At 39.2% G+C, this 23283-nt stretch carries 13 protein-coding genes; 3 read left to right on the forward strand and 10 right to left on the reverse strand.

Going from position 1 to position 23283, the window contains the following annotated elements; genetic code table 11:
- Positions 1-100: 100 nt before the first annotated feature.
- From xylE to CYTFE_RS0110505, 8 genes are all read right to left on the reverse strand, one after another.
- Positions 101-1516: a D-xylose transporter XylE gene (gene xylE / locus CYTFE_RS0110460; protein WP_027471745.1), complete on the reverse strand. Its 1416-nt coding sequence runs from the start codon at positions 1514-1516 to the stop codon at positions 101-103.
- A 94-nt stretch (positions 1517-1610) separates the two neighbouring features.
- Complete coding sequence (gene xylA, locus CYTFE_RS0110465; protein ID WP_027471746.1) at positions 1611-2936, reverse strand: xylose isomerase; 1326 nt, start codon at positions 2934-2936, stop codon at positions 1611-1613.
- Positions 2937-2976: 40 nt separating this feature from the next.
- A complete protein-coding gene (locus CYTFE_RS0110470) occupies positions 2977-4455 on the reverse strand; it encodes a xylulokinase (protein ID WP_027471747.1) in 1479 nt (492 codons plus the stop codon).
- Positions 4456-8603: 4148 nt separating this feature from the next.
- Positions 8604-9905 (reverse strand): TolC family protein, encoded by a 1302-nt coding sequence (locus CYTFE_RS0110485; protein WP_027471748.1) that lies wholly within the window; start codon positions 9903-9905, stop codon positions 8604-8606.
- Positions 9906-9926: 21 nt separating this feature from the next.
- A complete protein-coding gene (locus CYTFE_RS0110490) occupies positions 9927-11165 on the reverse strand; it encodes an efflux RND transporter permease subunit (RefSeq protein WP_081735966.1) in 1239 nt (412 codons plus the stop codon).
- Positions 11166-11189: 24 nt separating this feature from the next.
- The gene (locus CYTFE_RS0110495) at positions 11190-12497 is read right to left on the reverse strand and encodes an IS701 family transposase (RefSeq protein ID WP_027470370.1); all 1308 of its coding nucleotides are present in this window, start codon (positions 12495-12497) and stop codon (positions 11190-11192) included.
- Between the two features lie 179 nt (positions 12498-12676).
- On the reverse strand, positions 12677-14653 hold the full coding sequence (locus CYTFE_RS26095; RefSeq protein ID WP_052343141.1) for an efflux RND transporter permease subunit: 1977 nt from the start codon (positions 14651-14653) through the stop codon (positions 12677-12679).
- 92 nt (positions 14654-14745) lie between these two features.
- On the reverse strand, positions 14746-15852 hold the full coding sequence (locus tag CYTFE_RS0110505) for an efflux RND transporter periplasmic adaptor subunit (protein WP_027471750.1): 1107 nt from the start codon (positions 15850-15852) through the stop codon (positions 14746-14748).
- A gap of 503 nt (positions 15853-16355) precedes the next feature.
- On the opposite strand from CYTFE_RS0110505, the gene CYTFE_RS28690 reads away from it, so the two are divergent.
- The 3 genes from CYTFE_RS28690 to CYTFE_RS26105 all read left to right on the forward strand — a co-directional run bounded on the left by CYTFE_RS28690 (position 16356) and on the right by CYTFE_RS26105 (position 19918).
- A complete protein-coding gene (locus tag CYTFE_RS28690) occupies positions 16356-17360 on the forward strand; it encodes a sensor histidine kinase (RefSeq protein WP_052343142.1) in 1005 nt (334 codons plus the stop codon).
- A 271-nt stretch (positions 17361-17631) separates the two neighbouring features.
- Positions 17632-18360, forward strand: a complete 729-nt coding sequence (locus CYTFE_RS0110515; protein ID WP_027471751.1) for a LytR/AlgR family response regulator transcription factor — start codon at positions 17632-17634, stop codon at positions 18358-18360.
- Between the two features lie 139 nt (positions 18361-18499).
- Positions 18500-19918: an MATE family efflux transporter gene (locus CYTFE_RS26105; protein WP_044214314.1), complete on the forward strand. Its 1419-nt coding sequence runs from the start codon at positions 18500-18502 to the stop codon at positions 19916-19918.
- Positions 19919-20483: 565 nt separating this feature from the next.
- On the opposite strand, the gene CYTFE_RS28695 is transcribed toward CYTFE_RS26105, so the two are convergent.
- Positions 20484-22598: a carbohydrate-binding protein gene (locus tag CYTFE_RS28695; protein WP_052343143.1), complete on the reverse strand. Its 2115-nt coding sequence runs from the start codon at positions 22596-22598 to the stop codon at positions 20484-20486.
- Positions 22599-22951: 353 nt separating this feature from the next.
- On the reverse strand, positions 22952-23272 hold the full coding sequence (locus CYTFE_RS0110535; RefSeq protein WP_027471752.1) for a winged helix-turn-helix transcriptional regulator: 321 nt from the start codon (positions 23270-23272) through the stop codon (positions 22952-22954).
- Positions 23273-23283: the final 11 nt, after the last annotated feature.

The following is a 23283-nucleotide window of genomic DNA, read 5'->3' on the forward strand; positions in this document are numbered from 1 at the left end:
TTTTGTGCCCAAAAGTAAAAAAAAAGGTAAGCTAACCGCACGAAGTGGCCAACTTACCTATAGGGGTAAAAAACAACTATTTTTAATATCGTTGATGAAATTACTTCATCCACATACCTTCCATTTCTTCCAATGTTTTTCCTTTGGTTTCAGGCACCCATTTCCAAACAAACAATGCCGCCAACACGCCCATTATTCCATAGATCCAAAAGGCAAAACCATTATTAAACCGATCGCTTAGCCAAGTACTGTCATTCATCATAGGGAAAGTCCACGACACCAACCAGTTGGACACCCACTGACATGCCACAGCAATAGCCAATGCCTGACTTCTTATCTTATTAGGAAATATTTCGGCTAACAAGACCCAACAAACAGGCCCCCAACTAACAGCAAAAGACGCAGTATAAACCAACATACAAATAAGAGCAGGAATACCTACATTTTGTGAAAAAAACATGGTACCAAGCACTCCCATTGACAAAGCCATACCAATGGCACCGATAATCATCAATGGCTTACGTCCAAACCTGTCCACAGTAAGAATAGCAACCACCGTAAAAGTAAGATTAATAGCTCCCACAATAATGGTCTGCATCAATGCAGCATCAGTTCCTGATCCCATCTTCTTGAATATCTCCGGCGCATAATACAACACCACATTAATACCTACAAACTGCTGAAAAGCAGACAATAGTATTCCTATCACAATGATGCCAATTCCGTAAGACAAAAGCTTACCCGAATGACTCTCAACCGTATTTTTTATTTCCGACAGAATAGCTTTTGCCTTTTCTGCTCCGTTAATTTTACTCAATACTCTTAATGCATTTTGATCCTGACCACGAAGCGCCATAAAGCGGGGCGTTTCAGGCACAAAGAACAAGCATACCAAGAACAAACCAGCTGGTATCATTTCAGAAGCGAACATATATCTCCAGCCAATTTCGTTCAGCCATTGATCATCGCCCGACTTGGCAATTCCATAATTAACAAAATACACAACCAACATACCAAATATGATGGCAAACTGGTTAAACGATACCAGGGTACCTCTCTTATCTGCCGGAGCAATTTCAGATATGTACATTGGAGATATCATAGAAGCCAGTCCTACACCAATACCTCCTATTATTCGATAAACAATAAAATGCCATACAAAAGTATGATCAGCCTCTCCAAATGGACGGAGCCCTATCTCTGGGAATGCGGATCCCATAGCGGATATAAAAAATAAGACTGCTGCTACAATAAGCGTATTCCTTCGTCCATATTTAGAACTCAACAGTCCTCCCAATATTCCGCCTACAATACATCCTATCAGAGCACTTGAAATAATAAAGCCCTTCAGAGAGTTCGCTGCTGTTTCTTCCAGGCCCAAGGGATCAACGAAAAAATTCCCCAAAGAAGAAGTAGTTCCTGAAATAACAGCCGTATCGTAACCAAAAAGCAAACCTCCCAGTGTAGCCACTGCGGTTAACAAGATGATATACCTTGAATCTTTTTTTGTTTCCATATGTAGATTTGTAAAATAATTGTAAATACTTTTTCCAATAGACCAAGACAAAAAACCGAGACGGTGATCAACCCGTCTCAGTTTGCTATTAAATCTACATATACCAATTTAACATTTGTTCGTAAAGCTCTTGTTTACCGCTTAACATAGCGGGCTCACCCACCTCTTTACCTATTTTTGCAAGATCCTCAAGCGTTAATTTTCCAGCAGCAAAGTCTGCTCCTTTACCTGCATTAAACGAAGCATAACGGTCTGCTCTCATTTTTAGGTAATCCGATTCTTTCATGATTCTATCAGCGATCACCAAAGCCCTGGCATACACATCCATACCCCCAATGTGCGAAATAAAGATATCTTCTAAGTCTGTCGAATTACGGCGCACTTTCGCGTCAAAGTTGATACCTCCATCGATCAAACCACCACCTTGTAATACCTCAAGCATTGCACAAGTAGACTCAGTGATATTGGTTGGAAACTCATCTGTATCCCATCCATTTTGATAATCACCTTTATTGGCATCAATAGAGCCTAACATATTATTATCAGCAGCCACCCTCAACTCATGCTCCATGGTATGTCCAGCCAATGTGGCATGGTTCACCTCTATATTTAATTTAAAATCTTTATCCAAACCATAGTTTTTCAAAAATCCAATAACTGTATGTGCATCCTGATCATACTGGTGCTTTGTTGGCTCCATTGGCTTAGGTTCAATAAAGAAAGTACCTTTAAATCCTTGCTTACGTGCATAATCACGTGCCATTCCCAACATACGAGCCAGGTTATCCAACTCTTGCTTCATATTGGTATTGTGCAAGCTCATATACCCTTCACGTCCTCCCCAGAATACATAACCGGTTCCACCTAAAGCTATGGTAGCGTCAATGGCATTTTTAATTTGCACACTTGCATTGGCCACCACATTAAAGTCAGGATTGGTAGCTGCACCGTTCATGTAACGAGGATTTGAAAATACATTGGCTGTACCCCAAAGTAATTTTACACCGGAGGCAGCTTGTTTTTCTTTTGCCACATCAACAATCTGCGTTAATCTTTTTTCAATTTCTAATACAGAACCGTCACCGACAAGATCCGTATCATGAAAACAGTAATGAGGCACTCCCATTTTAGTAATAAATTCAAAGGCAGCATCCATTTTTTGTTTCGCAGCATCCATTGGATTTGAAGCATTGTCCCACTCAAAAACCTGGGTTCCTGGACCAAAAGGATCACCTCCGTCACCACAGAATGTATGCCAATATGCAATGGCAAAACGTAAATGCTCTTTCATCGTTTTCCCTGCAACAACACGGTTCTCATCATACCACTTAAAAGCCAAGGGATTTTTTGATTCCGGTCCTTCAAACTTAATTTTGTCAATACCTTTAAAATATTCCTTATTACCAATTAAAACGTCCATCGTTTTGTAATTTAGAGATTAATAATTTAACTTATTTTTTTTATAATTTATTCAAAGCAGACTTCCACTTTTGGTAAGCTTCCATCGTAGCATCCTTTTCTTGCGGGTTTGGTTCTATTGTTTCAACCTTTTTCAATCCGCCAAATGCTTCTTCAAAGGTTTTATAAATACCTGCTCCAACTCCTGCTCCCCGGGCAGCTCCTGCCGCCCCATCCGTATTATATAATTCAATGGTAGCTCCTGAAACGTTAGATACCGTGCGCTGAAAAATAGGACTCAAAAACATATTTGCTTGTCCGGCTCGAATCAACTCACTCTTGATACCCATATCATTCATAATATCCATCCCGTATTTAAAGGAGAATGCAATACCTTCCTGGGCTGCACGATACATGTGTGCCGGTGTATGTACATTGAAGTTTAAATGATTGATCTGGGAACCATAATCTATATTTTTCAAGATGCGCTCAGCCCCATTTCCAAAGGGAAGAATAGTCAAACCTTCTGACCCAATAGGAACACCGGCTGCCATGTCATTCATCTCAGGATAACTCACTTCACTACCCACATTTTTATTCATCCATGAATTCAAAATCCCAGTCCCATTGATACACAAAAGTACACCCAGACTAGGTGTTGGCATATGATGATTTACATGTGCAAAAGCATTGACACGTGAGTCTTCATCATATACATTCTTATCTGTCACCCCATATACAACACCTGAAGTACCTCCTGTTGCCGCCACTTCTCCTGGGTTTAACACATTCAACGAAAAGGCATTATTAGGTTGATCACCGGCCCGATAGCTCACTTTAATTCCCTTGGGCAAACCAAATTCTTCTGCAATGGCATCCATTACCGTTCCTTGATCTGAGAACGAAGTCATTGCCTCTGGAATAAAAGACGAATCGAATCCATAGTATTCCATCAATGTGTCCGATAAACCATCCTTAGGAAATTCCCAAAACATACCTTCCGAAAGACCTGACATCGTGGTGACTGCTTCGCCGGTCATACGGAATGCAATATAATCGCCGGGTAACATGATTTTATCAATCTGACCATATAAAGCAGGCTCATTCTCTTTGACCCACTTTAATTTTGATGCCGTAAAATTACCTGGTGAATTCAATAAATTTTGCAAACACCACTCCTCGCCTAACTCCTCAAAAGCCTTTGCTCCATATTGAGCGGCACGACTATCACACCAAATAATAGAAGGACGAAGCACCTTACCATTTTTATCCACTATGACCAAACCATGCATTTGATACGAAATACCAATGGCTTTTATCTTCTCTTTTTTAACACCGTCCTTGGCCATTGCTTTTTGGCAAGCTTTCTTCAAATTCTGATACCACATTTCGGGATCCTGCTCAGCCCACCCAGGCTTTAACGCTGTAATCTCCATTTCCCGCTCGGGATATTGTGCCGAAGAAATCGTTTCTCCGCTTTCTACATCTAACACCGATACCTTCACCGATGAACTTCCTATATCAAATCCTATTAGTTGCATGGTTTAAATTTTATCTGTTCTGGTCTGTTCTGTTTGCAAATTTACATTCTTTTGCACATTACACAAGAATTTTAACATTATTTTTTCAACTGATTATCATTTTCTTTCAAAGATCATATAAAACTCTCTATCTAATTATTGGGTCAGTGCCAGAAGTTGGCCATAAATCTTGTTTATAGTTGTCATGCAAAGATTTTCGTTAATCTGAACAAGAAGAACTTTACATCAACAACACCTCTGAATTGTCTTCTGAAATCCTTTACTTTTGTATTGAAAGATTCTGCTGCAGCATTGGTACTTCCGTTAATGTCCTTTTTATTCGGGAAGGTATATTTTAAAAGGTCCTCATGATAACTTCGTTATTACTCGGGAAGGTATATTTTAAAAGGCCCTCATGATCAGGCTTCGCCGAATTGTCATTGCCATAAAAAGGACCAAAAAGGTCTAGAACAATAGATCACTACCTCCCCGGCACCGAGCTCCAATTCCGGCCACGGCTATTGTTCTGGCCTGCCCTGCGGTCTTTTACTGATAGTTCCATATACAAATGAAAGATATCTATTAAATGAGAAATACAACTTCAACAACTCCACGACTTTACCTGCTCGCCAACCTAACAAGCTAACAAGCTAACAAGCTAACATCTTTTCCAGCTCGCCACCATCAAGCCTCTCGCCAACGCAGGCCACGGCTATTTTTTTGGCCAACCCTGCCGTTCATTAACTGATAGTTGGGTATTTATATGAAAGATATCTTTTAGATCAGAGTTCTTGAATATGGATTTTTATAAGTTGAAAACTTTTATGTTTTACTTGAAATTGTTCATAAATTGAAAATATTGTTTCTGTATGGAGAGGATAGATTGATTCTTTTAATGCATACCTTGCTCTTGCTGCTTATTGATATGTTCTTTTTATTCGGGAAGGTTTAATCTTCAAAGGCCCTCATGATCAGGCTTCGCCGAATTATTCGGGAAGGTTTGTTTTAAAGGTCCTCATGATAACTGCGTCATTACTCGGGAAGGTATATTTTTCAAAGGCCCTCATGATAACTGTGTCATTATCATTACTATAAAAAGAACCCAAAAGGTCTAGAACAATAGATCACTACCTACCCAGCATCAGCTTCCCTTTCCGTCCGGCACACACTTCTTTCGCGCTAGGCCAACCGCACTACCACCTCAAGTGCGCCCAGAAACCCGGATGATGTATTAGAACTTCGTCATGAGCGTTGAAATGGCAATAAAAGAAGGCTTTTCTGAGATGAGGCATAGCACCAGCTATGGTGAGTTGAAGAAAAGTAACGAAGTGACTTCTTTTGAAGCCATTTAAAGGCGTAATAGATTTTCTAATGCATTTTCCGGGTTATAACTTCTCGCCAACGCTGGCCCCGGGGCTATTGTTCTGGCTAACCCTGCGGTCTTTTACTGATAGTTCCATATACAAATGAAAGATATCTATTAAATGAGAAATACAACTTCAACAACTCCACGACTTTACCAGCTCACCAACTTCAACAACTTAACAACTTCAACAACTTAACAACTCGCCACCATCAAGCCTCTCGCCAACGCCGACCTCGGGGCTATTGTTCTGGCCTGCCCTGCGGTTCATTAACTGATAGCTTTGTACATTAATGGAATATATCCTTTAGATCAGAGTTCTTGAATATGGATTTTTATAAGTTGAGAACTTTCTATGTTTTACCTGAAATTGTTCATAAAATGAAAAATATTGTTTCTGTATGGAGAGGATAGATTAATTCTTTTAATGCATACCTTGCTCTTGCTGCTTATGTATACGTTCTTTTTACTCGGGAAGGTTTAATCCTCAAAGGCCCTCATGATCAGGCTTCGCCGAATTATTCGGGAAGGTTTGTTTTAAAGGTCCTCATGATAACTTCGTTATTGTCATTGCCATAAAAAGGACCAAAAAGGTCTAGAACAATAGATCACTACCTCCACGGCATCAGCTTCCCTTTCCGTCCGGCGCACTACCACCTCAAGTGCGCCCAGGAAAACTTCTCTCCAGCGCCGGCCCCGGGGCTATTGTTCTGGCCAACCCTGCAGTTGATTTGCTGGTAGTTGGGTATTTAAATGGGGATTACTCATTTATTGAAAATGTTTTTTTATAATTGAGAACTTTCTATGTTTTACCTGAAATTGTTCATAAATTGAAAATATTGTTTCTGTATGGAGAGGATAGATTGATTCTTTTAATGCATACCTTGCTCTAGCTGCTTATTGATATGTTCTTTTTATTCGGGAAGGTTTAATCTTCAAAGGCCCTCATGATCAGGCTTCGCCGAATTATTCGGGAAGGTTTGTTTTAAAGGTCCTCATGATAACTTCGTTATTGTCATTGCCACAAAAAGAACCAAAAAGGTCTAGAACAATAGATCACTACCGACCCGGCATCAGCTTCCCTTTCCGTCCGACACACACTTCTTTCGCGCTAGGCCAACCGCACTACCACCTCAAGTGCGCCCAGGAAAACTTCTCGCCAACGCTGGCCCCGGGGCTATTGTTCTGGCTAACCCTGCGGTCTTTTACTGATAGTTCCATATACAAATGAAAGATATCTATTAAATGAGAAATACAACTTCAACAACTCCACGACTTTGCCAGCTCGCCAACCTAACAAGCTAACAAGCTAATAAGCTAACAAGCTAACATCTTTTCCAGCTCGCCACCATCAAGCCTCTCGCCAGCGCCGGCCCCGGGGCTATTGTTCTGGCCAACCCTGCGGTTCATTAACTGATAGTTGGATATTTATATGGAAAATATTCTTTAGATGAGAGTTCTTGAATATGGATTTTTATAAGTTGAGAACTTTCTATGTTTTACCTGAAATTGTTCATAAATTGAAAATATTGTTTCTGTATGGAGAGGATAGATTAATTCTTTTAATGCATACCTTGCTCTTGCTGCTTATCGATATGTCCTTTTTATTCGGAGAGGTTTATTTTTAAAGGCCCTCATGATCAGGCTTCGCCGAATTATTCGGGAAGGTTTGTTTTAAAGGTCCTCATGATAACTTCGTTATTGTCATTGCCACAAAAAGGACCAAAAAGGTCTAGAACAATAGATCACTACCTCCCCGGCACCGAGCTCCAATTCCGGCCACGGCAATTGTTCTGGCCTGCCCTGCGGTTCATTAATTGATAGCTTTGTACATTAATGGAAGATATTTATTAAATGAGAAATACAACTATAACAACTTCAACTGCTCCACGACTTTACCAACTCCGCAACTTTACCAGCTCGCCAACCTAACGACCTAACAAGCTAACATCTTTTCCAGCTCGCCACCATCAAGCCTCTCGCCAGCGCCGGCCCCGGGGCTATTGTTCTGGCCAACCCTGCAGTCTTTACCCTGATAGATGTTTTTTTAATGGGAATTGCTCATTGAATGAGAGATGTTGAGTAAGATTTTTGTGACTAATATCTACATGTAAAACGTGGAATCGTTTACTTAATAGGTTCTTCCGCCTTCATGAAAAAGCGTTAAAAAAATGGGCAAATGGAGCGTTTAGAAAGGAATGCTTGTCTGAGCGAAGCGAGTTTGCGTTCCTTTTAGCGGAGTGCGCTCATTTTTAGCTTTTTCAGGTCAGCGGCGGCATTTTTTGTTTACTTTTTTTTGATGTAGAAAAATTGGAGCGAAGCGGAAATCATGAACGCCTTAAATTATAAACCTTCGTGAACTAAAAGTAAAAGCCCGTCGGCTAGAGACAATGAAGAAGTTTAAATTAAAAAGGGGTTCCTTAGTGCAAAAACTACATTTATATATATGTTATGAGCGTTGAAATGACAATAAAAGAAGGCTTTTCTGAGACGAGGCATAGCACCAGCTATGGTGAATTGAAACAAGTTAGCGGGCGACTTGATTGGCAGCAATTTTAATTCGTAATAGATTTTCTAATGCCTTATTGATGATAAAAAAGTAGAGGCGTCCATCCAGTTTTGGGTTACACCATATGGAACACCATAAACAAAAGGGCAACTTATCAACCACAAACTGATAAATTGCCCTTACAAGTTGCAAAAACGTAGAAATAAAACATTCAGTTCGTCTCAAGCCTGCGGCTCTCTAACTCACCGAAGTGTATTTTATTTTTTGTGAGGGGGAGTTGATGATACTCACATTGCTTCAATTACCAAATTCCTCAACAATACCGCCCGTTAATCTTAACAACTCTGTGTTAGACTGTATCAAGTTAAATATTGCTTGAAAGCGAGCAATAGCAGCGTTCATATAAACAATTTGCACATCCCGATAATTAAACGAATTAATAGATCCATTTTTAAATTTCTCTTCTGACAGATCAAGATTTAATTTGGCCGTTGATTCTTTCTCATTGGCCAACTTCAGTAATGCTTTTTGTACATTATAATTACTATACAACTGCAATAGTTGATTCTTCAAGCTATGCTCCATCTGACCGGTTTCCACCTGAGCCGCCTCCTCGTTTATCTTTGCTATTTGAATACTCCGACGGGTGACACCTCCATTAAAAATATTAAAGGACAGCGTTAAGCCCACATAAGCATCAGTTGTGTTTTGATTTACATCAGGACTAATTCCTGAATAATAATGATCCGTCCACGTTTTACCCACACCCGTATTCAAACTCAATGAAGGATAAACATTGCTTTTAGCAAGAGCAATTTCCTTGGCCTGCAAGCTTTGGTATAAATATTGATTCTTAAGGGTCTTATTATTCGACAATAATTTGGCGCTTAAATCCTCCATCAAATAATCCGGCATATCCATCTGTAATGGCGAAGTCAACTCCCATACTACATCATCCTCCACGGCCATATTGAAATTAAGCGTACGTATCGCATTTTCAAAGTTCACCTTTTGTTGCAAATAATTGGACTGATCTTCGAGCCATGCAGTTTTTGCCTGCAACATTTCGTAACTTGTGCTGGCACCCAAATCTCTACTATCGGCAGCCCTTTTATAGCGATCTTCTGACAAATCACTCAACTGCTTATAAACACCCACCATTTCCTTTTGCAACAAGCAATTGTTATAAGCTACCAATATATTCTGAATAGTACTCTCTACCAAAACAGCGGTATTTCCTTGCGACTGTTGCTCGAGCACCTCTAACTTTTGCTTGGTTATTTTTGCCGAAAAACCATTGAATACAAGCCAATTCAAACTCATATCCGGCGAAATCGTTTGTGTGCGATAATCCTCCGTATCGTTATAATTAAAATTCTCACGTCCTGTTACATCAAAATTAACAGAAGGCAAAGCTCCGGTATTTCCCCAACTATTATTAATGGAAGCCACTTCTTCACTCATCCTGGTAATTTGAAGATCGTAATTATTTTGAAGCCCCAACGCTATCGCATCCGATAACGACAAACTCTTTTGTGCCTGTCCGCCACAAGTAATTGATAAGACAAGTAACAGAATGATATACTTTATTATTCTCATATGTTCATTTTTTATAAAACTTTAATCAAATTCTTTGGCCATATTACGGCGCAAAGTTGCTTCAATCCTAGCGTTAATAACGGCTGTTTCTACATCCTCCGGTGCCAACTTCTCTTCGGAGCGAACATTATACATAAACAACACAACTTTATTTGTAATCACCACCAACACCGGTAATACTATCAAAATAAAAACAGTCCCAAACATAATTCCGTACGCCAGCGAGATGGCCATGGGAATCAACATTCTTGCATCCGGACTATTTTCCAAAATCAGAGGCATTAAACCAGCTGTTGTAGTCACTGTAGTCAAAAAGATTGCTCTAAAGCGAGACATACCCGCGTCCTTGATCGCTTCTATCAACTTCATTCCATGTTCCAAGTTCTGGTTATATTTAGACACAAAAACAATGGCATCGTTAATAACAACACCAGACAGCGCCACCATCCCCCATAGACTCATCATTGAGATGGGCTGATCATGAAACCCATGTCCCCAAATAGCGCCCACAAAACCGAGCGGAATCATAACAATAACCAACACCCCTTGAAGGAAAGATTTAAAATGAATCATAATGACCAATACAATCACCAAAAAAGCCACTCCAAAATACAACATCATGCTACCCATCTGCTCTTTGGTATCCTTTTGTTGTCCTTGGTGCATATAAGTTACATCAGGGTGTTTTTCTATGATCTTAGGCAGAATACTTTCTTCGATATAACTCAATATATCAGGGACAGACTGGCTCTGATCCTTCTGATAAGCATCCACCCTAATTTCACGACGTCCATTAAAATGATTAATAGTACTCAAACTACGGGCAGAAGATATTTCGGCCACACGCCCTAAAGGATAATTACCTTTGCTGGTGTGAATAAGCATATTCTCGAGTTGCCCCACAGTTTCTCTGTTATCACGAGAATATCGCACATACACCCATATTTCATCCTTTCCTTCTTGGATGCGCTGTGCCAGACCTCCGTAGAAACCTTGTTGCACCTCTGCCATCAATGACTTATTGGTTAAGCCTAAGGCATAAGCTTCCGGTTTTAATTTCAAGCGCAACTCCTGACTCCCTATTTGGCTGTTATTGGTAATATTAAACAAAGCAGGCATCTCCGTAAGCTCTGTTTCCAACTCATCCTTAGCCTGTTCCAGCTCATCCGGATCATAGCCCAATAAACTAATAGATACAGGTGCTCCAAAACGGTTGGATGCCCCAACCGCAAACTTATAAGCTTCAGGAATCTTACCTATCTTATTAGTTCTACTTTAACAGATTTATTGCTTTGAATAACAGAGGTCTATGTCACGCTGTCGCTTTTCATGTCGCTGCTGCAGTTTTTCCAGCATCCGTTCATCGGTCATTTCACGATAAAATTTGTATACCATAAAATCCATAATGTCTCTTGCCGACAACAATGGGACTTCGTCTTGATTCAATAGTTTTTCTTTCAGCATAAAGCTGCCCACCATTAAGTTGAGGGCTACTTGGTGATGCCATGACAGCCATTTGCGGGTTTGGAACTGATCCAAGCCTACTATCTGTTTTTGCTCTTTGAAGCTATGCTCAATGAAAAAGCGTTGTGCCTGCATGTATGCCAGCGCCTGATGCGTGTATTGAGCAAGTTCTGCGTTAGTGAACGAATATTTTATTTCTACTCCCTGCTTTGTCTTTCTTTTCGAAATGACCAGCAACCGTTTCTCAACAATGTTCTGAACCTTATCCCAAATGTAAACTGTCTTAAAATGGAACAATCCCTTCAGCTTTCCCTTGGCAGAATCACGAATGTCAAGCTTTTTCCAGTCCTTGTTTGTAAGCGTTTCTATATATTCGTTAGCGTTTACCGATGGGGTGCTTGCCTTCGGCCTTTTGGGTGGGCGCCCACGATTGCTCTTTCGCTCTGGAATATGTAGTTCTGGTTTTTCAAGGTGGATTTTTTGATCGCTATGAATGTCAAGCATGTACACCAAACCCATATCCTCAACCGAACGGGTAAACGCAAGGTCATTGCCATAAAGTCCATCCCCCCCAACGTAATCGAACTCGATACCCATTTCCAGTTGGTGCTTCACAATATCTGTAGCCAGCTCCGGTTTTGTCTTGAAAACCCTGTCCTCTTTGGGGATGCCAGCAGTTTCACACCTGGCGTTGTTAGTACACCATGACCTTGGAAGGTACAGTCTCGTGTCGACCAACGCTGCATATTTGTCCGTGCACAAGCAACCAAAAACTGCAACCTGCGAGTTTGCAGTCTTCCCAACGTTCCCGCAATACTGGTGATCAACACCAATGCTTTTGTCACCTTTTTTCACCCATCCGCTTTCGTCTATGAGTAATCCTTTTAATTTTTGGTTTGGGAGTGATTGGTCTACCTGATTTGCTATTTGGTCGATGACAGCTCTTGCATCCCAATTGGATTCGGTGATAAAATGCTGCATCTTATGGTAGTCTGCGTTTAATGTCTCAGTGATGCGTTCGATGTTTTTCAAATCGCTTAAAGCTAGACCTTCGACGTATTGAGTAGCTTTGTCGAAGTTGGATTTTGTTCTATTTTTAAAATGGTGCTGAAATTCAGATAAATACACTTCAAGTCGGTTGTTGACCGCTAGCAGTGTTTTACCATTATTCGTATATTTTTTTAAGTTTTTCGCCCGTTACCCATTGCAAACTTGAGTTTTGTTCTTTGTTTCAATTGCAATATACTAATTTACTGTTTATTACGAAAGAAAAACAATACTAAATTATCGTTTTTTCAGTGATCATTTTAATCTGTTAAAGTAGAATTAGAAATTTCTCTTTTAAGTAACTCATCCGAAACCTGAGTACCTTCTAGCGAGTTCAGGAAAACACGAATCATTCCAGCATTGGTACCAGACTCCGTTCCACTGAACGCACTTCCCATACTAGTGCTCATCGATGTGATATAGGACATAGTATCCCCATTCTCCTCCATCAATTCCTTATTCACCTCCCACACCTTATCCTCAATATAAAAGAGCTTTTCTTTGGTTATCTCTTCATTTACTCCAGGCTTTAGAGCCAAATCAATGGTAAACATATCAGAAGGACCTTGTGGGAAAAAGGTAAAGGAAATGATACCGCCCCCAATTAATCCAAAAGTGAGAATAAACATGGATGATACACCAGCAACTGTCAAGCCTTTATGCTTAAGTACCCAATTTAACAAAGGCGCATAGACCTTATTCCTAAATCCGAATATATATTTATCAACCAAGCCCCGAACCTTACCATAGAATGTTTCATTGTTTTGAGGTTTAAGAACCATAGGGTTTGCCAAGTGTCCAGGCAACACAAAAACACCTTCGAGCAAAGACACAATTAAACAAACCACCACCACAAAAGCCATCTCAAACATCATTTCCATTTGTCCTTCTATGAAAAACAAAGGAAGAAAAGCAATAATGGTTGTCGCCACAGATGTAAATACAGCAGGTAATACCTCCATGGTACCATCAATGGCAGCACGCCGAGGCGATTTACCCATCTCAAAATGCGTAAAAATATTTTCACCAATAACCACACCATCATCCACCAAAATACCAATGATCAATATCATCCCAAATAAGCTGATAAGATTAATGGTGACCCCCATAAGGTTGGCCACGATAAACATACCCAAGAACGAGGCAGGAATACCCCAGGCCACCCATAACGACAACCGCACATTCAATAATAAAGACAGCAGAAGAATCACCAGAATCACCCCGAGAATACCATTGTCTATCAGTATAGATAATTGACCATCAATCAATGTTAGAAAGTCCATTTTCACACTTAACTTAAACCCATTGTCTTCTGCATTAAATTTTTTGATATAGGCATGTAACACATTGGAGATAGCCTCCAGGTCTTCCGTCATTAATTTCTGAATCAAAAAAGTAACACTGGGCTTTTTGTCGATATAACCATTACTGGGATCTTCAGGAACCTGTAAGTTGACCGTAGCCACATCACCAATTTTAATCAGCTGACCATCCGTATTCGATTTCAGCACAATCTGTTTGATCTCTTCAGGATCAACAGAACGATGACGACTCAACACTTTGATCTGCTCTCTTGGGTTACGAATGGTACCACCTGACAAATCTAAATTATTATTAGCAATGGCGTTTTTTATATCAGTAAAAGTAAGGTTATACCTGCGCATCTGTGTCTCATTCAGTTCTATGGCTAGCTCTAAGTTGCTGGGCACTCCATAAATACTGATCTGAGATATTTCTCCACTGGCCAACAAGTCATCTTCAATCCTATTGGCCATAGCATTCAAGTCGAGTACATTACCTGACTCTGCTGTCAAAGAAAAGAACATGGCCATATCCTTCGATCGCCCTTTTGAAACGATAGGACGTTCTGCAGAAGCTGGGAAATTTGATATCCCATCCACCGCATTTTTCACATCCGACAATAGTTCATCCATGTCGTAACCTGTTAAAGCAGTCACCGTAATCGTAGCCGAACCTTCCCTTGATTTTGAGGAAAACTCTTTGATTCCAGAAATCCCCCTTATACTATTTTCAACCAAGGCGGTCACCCCCTCATCCATTTCTTTAGGAGTAGCTCCAGGATAAGAAACCGAAACAGTAATGGTCTTTGATTCTACCAACGGAAATGTCGCCTTGCGCATATTCATTAACGATATACCGCCAATGAGTATAAAGATGACAATCACCATTTTTCCGTAGAATGGATATTTTACAAATTGTGATAATATATTTTTCATGCGTATTATTTTCTTTCAATGGGCATATGGGTCTCACAAGAAGACTAAATTATTTATCTATCTGAGAACCAGACGCTGGGATATTAAAACGTTTATCTGGGTAAATATTCCATATTAGGATTCACAGAAGCCAGTGATTCAGTAACAATCAGCTTTGATTCTTCAACACCGGAAATAATGGTCATATCCTCCAATTGACGAATAATCTCTATGGGTGTTTTCTGTAACTTATTACCCACCAACTCATACACAAAAGACTTATCCACAATCGCTTCGCGAGGTATTTCAAAGCCGGGCACTTTTGTTCCGCTAAACACCGCATCAACATAGGCTCCTTCTATAATATTATTTTTACCGGAAGCATCATAGCTAAGATATACATTGACTGATTGGTCCACAATAAAATCAGAAATGCGAGATATAATCGCACTTTCTTCTATTCCTGCTATATTACTTATTTTAACTTCATCGCCCTTCTTCATCCATTTCAGATCGCTGGGAAACACAGGAACTACCACCTCTAATTTGTCGGAACAAATAATTGTTGCCAACTCCGAACCAGGACTTGCAACTGCCCCAATCTCCTTACTTACTGTTTTAAAGCTACCATTAAAAGGGGCTCTGATGGTGTAGCGTTTCAGTTGTATTTCCTGCTGCTGCAAGCTGTAATAACCGGACAGCACACCGGTAGAAGCCAAAAACACCTTCTCTTTATCGGAATTTGCTTCCGGAAGATCGGGCAATCCCCTAGCTGGATCCACTGCTTTAAAAAAATTGTTCCACTTTTCAAATTCCTGCGGGTAATCAACCTTCAAATCTGGTAATATAGTAGAAAGTGTTTGCAGAAAGCTACTCTTACCCGATTTTAAAGAGGCCTGAATATCCTCGCTATAGATGCGTACAATTACATCACCTTTTCTAAAGCGCTCACCTGCTTTGAAACGAACATCACCTTTCATAATTCTACCGCTAACCTCTGCTGCCAAGGAAACATTATCATAAGCGGTTACACGCCCTCTATAAGTCATATCAGCTTTAACATCTACATATTTAACCTGATCCGTTTTAACGTACATCTCATTGTGTTTTGTTTCATCTTTTTTTGGCACAGGTTTCGTTTTTATTAAAAAACCAGAAACCCCAATGGCAATGGCAATTAGCAGAACACTTAATAGTCCGTAAAAGAATTTTGTCTTCATGTTTATTGTATGTTTTATATTTATTTTAAAGGCCTTATGAAACTCGCCATCCTTATCATTCTTTTTTTCAAGAATATCCGACTCAAGGTGCGTTTCATACGAATGCTATCATCCTAAGCCAAAAATGTACCTTATAAAAACAAACAGGAAACTTTATAAACCAAAGTCCGTATTTCTTGAACAAAAAGTTTTAGAAAGGTGTTGTTTTTCATTTAAGATACGCCCAACCCTGATTAATGCATTTTCCGGGTTCAATAGAAAATCATATACGTTGGTAGATGAAATTCTCACTTTCGTTTATAATATTTCTCGGTAAATAAAAAGAGACCGTAGTTTTGGCTGCAGAAAACTATATCGTAAACAATCCTATTAAATGATTTACACATATGTTATAAGTTCACAAAACCACAATAACCAATCCAAATCACAAACATGAGCATGTAGAAAGACTTACTTATGACCCTTTTCATCACATTCTTTTACCCCTTAAAGGTGATACTAAAATGATAAAAATAAAACGTACATTGTGGCTGCCTATTATCATCTGGCTGTCTCTATTCCTATTTACTTTTAACATTGCCAACTACTTTCAGAGTGCAGCATATGCGGCTATCAATGCTGCCTATGAAACCATTGTAAACGTCATTACCTATTATTTTACTGCCCTATATCTTTTTCCTCGCTATTACAAAAGCGGGAGAGCTTTCTTTTGGATATCCCTATTTTCGGTAGCAACCTTGTCCCTTCTTTTTTACTTCATCGATATTTACACCATCCCGAATATTGAAAGACCAAATACCAATAGGCCTCCCGAAATATTTCATTTTTTGCGCTATTTCTTTAATCTTGGCTTTGTTTTTTTTGTAGCCACTTCCTTAAGTTTAATGGAGCAAACCAATAAATTAAGAGAATCAGGCAAAATACTTACCAAAGAAAAACTAGAAACAGAGCTCAAACTTTTAAAAGCTCAGATAAATCCCCACTTCATTTTCAATGCCTTAAATAATATTTATTCACTAACCTACATGCAGTCTAAAAATGCACCAGAAAGCGTTTTAAAACTATCAGATATGTTACGCTATGTCTTTTATGATTGCAGCAAAGACAGGGTTCCTATCTCAGCAGAGATACAATACATTGAGAATTTTTCTGCATTTCAACAGATGAAATCAGACTTTACACAGCATATAAAAATGGAGACTGCACTCAATTACTCCAATATTGAAATAGCGCCCATGCTTTTTATTCCTTTTATTGAAAATGCATTCAAGTATAGCAGAATAGAAGAGAGTGAAGAAGCATTCGTCCACATCTTCATCAAAAACAAAGCAAACAAACTACACTTTTCCATTGCAAACAATATATCTAACATTAAACCCACCTCCGGCAGTGGCATGGGAATTAACAATGTAAAACATCGCCTGAATATCATTTATCCCAATAGGTATGATCTGTCTATTGACGAGAGTGAAAACATATTCAAAGTTGATTTAAAGCTGGACGTATAGTCAATAAATCCGTCCAGCTCAGCCATCGGTGATAAACTGCTATTGACAGCACAGCATGCAATATATGTACAAATAAAAAAAGTATAAAGCAATCCTTCGGATGAATTGTATCTCACTTTTGTACCAAAGAAAAGACAAACCCAAAGCTAACTATCATTATATTTGTACTTTTGAATGACAATGCAATAAATCAAAACAGGCCAAATATTCCCAAACCCAAGGATAACACGATTGACGAATTCCATATGACCATTGAAAGAAAATAAAGTTTATGAAAATAAAATGCCTGGTAATAGATGATGAACGCTTAGCGCGAGAATATTTAAAAAATTACATCGGGAAAATTCCTGAATTGGAATTATTGGGCGATTTCAATTCACCATTAAAAGCTACGGAACTAATTAAAAAAGGTGACGTCGATTTGATTTTTATAGATATACAAATGCCCGATATCACTGGCATTGATTTTATACGTAGTTTATCCAACAAACCAGAGATCATCTTCACCACAGCCTATCAGGAATACGCATTGGAAGGATTTAATCTAAATGTGACCGATTACTTACTGAAACCTTTTTCTTTCGATCGTTTTTTTCAGGCGGTCAACAAAGTCATTGACAAACTTGAAAACCAGTCAAACACAAACGAACAATCTCATTTAGTTGAGCAATCACTTACTTCCTATGCCGAAGACTATCTGACCATACGTGCGGACCGAAAATTATACAAAATAAATTTCAGCGATATCAAATACATCGAAGGACAAAAAGCTTATGTGACTTTTCATACCGATAAAAAACGAATTACAGCACTGGCTTCATTAAAAGAATTAGAAGAAGCCTTGCCCTCCAATCATTTTATCCGCATACATAAATCCTTCATTGTTTCCATTCACGAAATACTTTCTTTGGAGGGAAATATGATGGAAGTAGGTGAGGTAAAACTACCTGTTGGTAAAATATACAAAGAAGCAGTGCTAAAAGTGTTTGGTGTAGAATAACGGCATACGGGGCAATATCTCCGCACCTCCAGCCATTACATACGAATTACGAATGCCATAAACAGCTGCCCATCCTCTTGATACCCCTGCTACCAAAATTAGGTCGTCTTCATGAATATTTTCATTACTTTCGCAGCGAATGAACAAGACCATCGATTTAACAACAGGCCCCATATTTAAGCAGTTACTAAAACTAGCACTTCCCATCATCGGCACCTCTTTGATGCAGATGGCTTATAGTCTGACCGATATGATATGGCTGGGCCATGTTGGAAGCAAAGCAGTGGCTTCGGTTGGTGCTGCCGGTTTTTTTGTATGGCTCGGAATCTCAGTATTACTAACCACCAGAGTTGGAGCCGAAATTGGGGTATCACAAGCCTTGGGAAAAAAAGACAAGGAAGAAGCGACCAAATATGCACGTCACGCACTCTTCTGGGCACTTATACTATCTATCATCCTATCGCTTTCTGTTCTTGTATTTGCAGCTGAACTAATGAATGTCTTCCAACTCTCGAAGGGAGAGGTTGAAGATGGTGCAGTAGGATACCTAAGGATCGTTTCGATAGGCTTTGTCTTTACCTTTATGAACCCCACCTTTCAAGGGATATATAACGGTCTTGGAAACAGCAAACTACCATTTTACTATCTACTTATTGGACTGGGACTTAACATGGCACTCGATCCGCTATTGATCTTTGGGTTAGGAGTCATACCTCCATTGAAAGTACTCGGTGCTGCCACTGCAACCGTAATAGCACAAGCTGTTGTATTTGCCATTTTCACATATCGCTTTGTTTGGAAAAAAGAGATCATGGATCCGCTATTCAAACAATTCAAACTGAGCAAAGAGATCACCCGAAAACTATTTAAACTAGGGGCTCCCGTGGCCATTGAAAGTAGTTTGTTTGCTATATTTGCATTGATACTGGCCAGAATGATCACCCAATGGGGCGATATGCCCATTGCAGTACAAAGCGTTGGTGCTCAAATAGAAGCTTTATCATGGATGACTTCATCAGGTTTTGCTACCGCACTGGGCAGTTTTACTGGACAAAACTTTGGAGCAGGCAATTGGAACAGAATCAGAAAAGGCTACTTCACAACTCTGGGTGTCGGTGTATTTCTGGGGGCTATCGTCACCCTTTCTTTTCTTATATTTGGCCGACAAATTTTCTCCCTTTTTCTACCAGAACCGGAACCTTTACAAATGGGCATCACTTATTTAAAAATATTAGCCCTTTCGCAAGTATTTATGATTCTTGAAATCATTACTCGTGGCGCATTCAACGGCATTGGCCAAACAGTGCCTCCTTCCGCCATAGGCATCATTTTTACCGGATCACGTGTGCCAGCTGGCTACATTCTATCCTCAGCCAAGCTACTGGGCATGTACGGTATCTGGTGGGCCATCAGTCTCTCCAGCATAGTTAAAGGAATCATTTCCATGAGTTGGTTCTTGATATTACTAAACAAAAAATCTGGTAAAACACGAAAAAACAGACTAATCAGCTTTATCCCCAACAGACTAAGGCAACAGGTGATGGTCGACAAAGAGTAAGATAGCCTACTGTTTTTAAGCCACATGAACACTTCGTCATAATAATTAGTGGCTGCAAGAAAACGACTATTTTTTCTGTCTTTGATAAGAAACGAACATGAATTTTAGCATTCTAAAATACACACAGAAGAATGATTAAAATTCATCGGGAGTTCCATATGACCATTGAAAGACAAATTATAATCATATGAAAGCTTCAAAGACAAGGCTTTCAATACTTCTGAAACCCAGAAGTTTACTGATTGTAAATGACTGTTTCAAAAATGAGAATAACGCAGTATTTGGAGTTTTCTTGCAAAGACTAATTAAAAACACAATTTTATAGGCAATAGATTTGCCAATGCTTTTTTCCAATTAAACAAGGGCGTCTTACACAAGACGCCCTCTGAACACAGACTGTGCCTATATAGTAGCTGCAAGAAAACAACTGTTTTTTCTGTCTTTAATAAGAAAGCTTCAAAGACAAGGCTTTCAATACTTTTGAAACCAAGGAGTTTACTGATTGTAAATGACTGTTTCAAAAATGAAAACAACACAGTTTTTGGAGTTTTCTTGCAAAGATTCTTTACTCATTTACAAGTAACTTTGTAGTACTTACTTTTTGGTTATTTTTAATTTGTACCAGGTAAATTCCCGAACTAAAAACATTGGCATCTACAGTAATATTTTCTTTATTCGTTATTTGCTGATAAACACTTTTCCCCGTCAGATCTATGATTCGAACCTCCACAGTCTCATTGTTACTATTGGTATTAATATGAAGAGAAGTTCCATTTAAAGGATTCGGATAAACAAATGGTGCATTTAGCTCCATGTCGTCATTGCTTCCTACCTCAGTATGAACACCACTGCCCGATTTTAAAGAAGTATACGAAATAATCAATTGAGGTTCTTCCGCAGCATTTTCTTTCGCAGCAACAGCAAAATCATTTCCATTAATCTGCGACAAAACAAGGCTCAACTTACCTCCTGCCACAAATTTAGAAACATCCAGATCCCAAACATAAACATCCCCCAGTGAGTAGCTCGTGTTTAGGCTTGCCAATAATTCACCTTGAACAGGCGCGTTGGTTGCTGAAAGAGAAGACTCCGTCCAGTCAGTTCCATTTCCCAAATTAACATTGACAGTACCATTGCCATTATCCTCCACACAAGTAAGTCTTAATTGGGCGCTTGTCATCGTTCCATTTATACTGCTTAAATCGTACATCAAGTATCCTACCCGTTTATTCGCTTCAATACGAATAATCGAATTATTAAATGCAGTACTTCCCTGCAGATAAGCATCATTAATAGGCGAAAGGCTTACCGACTCAGTCTCTATTCCTCCATCATCAACCAACGTAAACTTAAGCCAGTTTAAATTTACTCCCCCACCAACAAATGTAGCTCGTAATATCTGCTCCTGCCCTCCATTCAGCATAACTCGCGATAATTTCACAGTTTCAAAAGTACCCCAATCACCTGTATTGGGGCAATCAATATTCCCTATTTCATTACCATCTAAACTTAGGGCAATGGCTTTACCTGCAGAAATAGCTGCAACATTAACCTCAATATCATAATAACCACTTGTTACGTCAACAGTATATTCAAGCCACTCTCCATCAGTAGTCCATCCAACATTAATGGCACCATTTCTACTTTCTATATCCACACTTTCATCTTCACGCATAATACCCGGTCCACTATTTCCTTCCGAAGTATCATGGTAAGCAAGCCCCTCTCCTCCATCATCAAACTCCTCTGCTTCCAGGATCCCCGGAATTATATTCACACTTCCGCCGTATGGTGCTTGCGCTACAGGAGTTGAATTGCTATCTGTATTTACCACATATTTATTCCAAAAAGTAGCTATATTACTTATCTCTCCCGACAAATCAAAGATCCACCAGTTTTCTACACAATCTGAAAAATCAACACCCCCTGCCCCAATGGTAGGATTCTCCCATGAAGCATTATAATTATCGCACACCTGCTTAGCATTCGTCCAGTAAGTCCTAGCTAACACGTTGGGATTAGTTATGTTTATTGCAGTATTTAACCATTCAACATTCTTACTATTAAAACCTGGTGTCGCATTATTTGAATTTCCATCCTCAATCCTATAATAATTCGTATTGGCCTTCACCCACGCCAATTTACTATCGGTGGTTTGATCTTCGTTCCAATCACTATGCTGAACAACCACAACATTCTGCTTAATAACATCAGTCGATATACCTTCATCAATCAAAGCCTTACACCAATCATAGGTAATATCAGACTGACCTGACTCTTGCACAAATACCTTTCCTCCAGCATCTAACACAGGCTGCACCTTCGTTTTTATCCAATTAACAGAAGTATTCCAATGCTTATCTGCATTGGTCCACTTTACATCCTCTTGCCCAAAAAGTAAATTATACAAATCAGGCAATGCTTCAGTAACAAAAGTTCCATTCTGTGTTCCATAAGCGCCTGCCACTGCATAATAATTCACTCCCTCAAAACTAGAGTGCTGTAACATACACCCCAATGCTGCAGCAGAATGCACATCATCTTCGTCTGGTTTTAAATCAAATTGAGCCATTAATAAATCCTTATTTTTATCAAAATAAGGGCGTTGTGCATTCGTACTCTGAACGAATGCTGCAACAACAGCTACCATTACTGTTGCAATCTTAAATGATCTAATCATAATTACTAATTTTTATTAATTTTTAATAAGACATCGTACGTAAAAGACGACATCCATTCGTGTTGACACTGACTAAAAATAGTAATTATATTTAATAAAAACCAGCTTATATTAATTTTTATAATTCCGATTATGTAATCATATAAAAAAGAGAGAAGTGAATTTATTTATTGGGAACTTGTAGTGTTCTTATCTATTCCCCAATATACTACTTACTCAGTGAGGTCTTATTTTTCAAGATCATCACACTACATATTATAAAACAGTAAGGAATTTAATGACAGAGATACTCGCTTACAGGCACTGCTATCTCATGGAAAATAATTTCATCCATAAATATCCTCCACCTAAATTTATTCATCCTGTATCGTGGCCTCAAAAAGAAGTCCTCCCTTATACATTCCTTTTAAAACCGGATGTATTTGTTTACCCAGCTCAGTCAAATGGTATTCTACCCTAGGAGGAACTTCCGGAAATACAGTACGGCCAATTAACCCATCATCTTCCAACTCCCTCAACTGTTTTGTAAGCATGCGCTCACTAATATCGGGCAGCAACTTAGATAGTTCATTATACCTTTTACGCCCTTGAAAAAGATGTAAAATAACGGTCCCCTTACGCTTTCCTTTGATCACATTGATAAACGTATCAATAGGACAATAACTTTTTTCCATATTTTTTTCCT

The sequence above is a fragment of the Saccharicrinis fermentans DSM 9555 = JCM 21142 genome (assembly GCF_000517085.1).
Taxonomy (GTDB): Bacteria; Bacteroidota; Bacteroidia; order Bacteroidales; family Marinilabiliaceae; genus Saccharicrinis; species Saccharicrinis fermentans.

What these genes read in the sequence shown, in the direction of transcription:
- xylE (WP_027471745.1), bottom strand. Translation starts at nt 1,516, where the DNA reads ATGGAAACAAAAAAAGATTCAAGGTATATCATCTTGTTAACCGCAGTG.
- xylA (WP_027471746.1), bottom strand. Translation starts at nt 2,936, where the DNA reads ATGGACGTTTTAATTGGTAATAAGGAATATTTTAAAGGTATTGACAAA.
- CYTFE_RS0110470 (WP_027471747.1), bottom strand. Translation starts at nt 4,455, where the DNA reads ATGCAACTAATAGGATTTGATATAGGAAGTTCATCGGTGAAGGTATCG.
- CYTFE_RS0110485 (WP_027471748.1), bottom strand. Translation starts at nt 9,905, where the DNA reads ATGAGAATAATAAAGTATATCATTCTGTTACTTGTCTTATCAATTACT.
- CYTFE_RS26095 (WP_052343141.1), bottom strand. Translation starts at nt 14,653, where the DNA reads ATGAAAAATATATTATCACAATTTGTAAAATATCCATTCTACGGAAAA.
- CYTFE_RS0110505 (WP_027471750.1), bottom strand. Translation starts at nt 15,852, where the DNA reads ATGAAGACAAAATTCTTTTACGGACTATTAAGTGTTCTGCTAATTGCC.
- CYTFE_RS28690 (WP_052343142.1), top strand. Translation starts at nt 16,356, where the DNA reads ATGATAAAAATAAAACGTACATTGTGGCTGCCTATTATCATCTGGCTG.
- CYTFE_RS0110515 (WP_027471751.1), top strand. Translation starts at nt 17,632, where the DNA reads ATGAAAATAAAATGCCTGGTAATAGATGATGAACGCTTAGCGCGAGAA.
- CYTFE_RS26105 (WP_044214314.1), top strand. Translation starts at nt 18,500, where the DNA reads ATGAACAAGACCATCGATTTAACAACAGGCCCCATATTTAAGCAGTTA.
- CYTFE_RS28695 (WP_052343143.1), bottom strand. Translation starts at nt 22,598, where the DNA reads ATGATTAGATCATTTAAGATTGCAACAGTAATGGTAGCTGTTGTTGCA.
- CYTFE_RS0110535 (WP_027471752.1), bottom strand. Translation starts at nt 23,272, where the DNA reads ATGGAAAAAAGTTATTGTCCTATTGATACGTTTATCAATGTGATCAAA.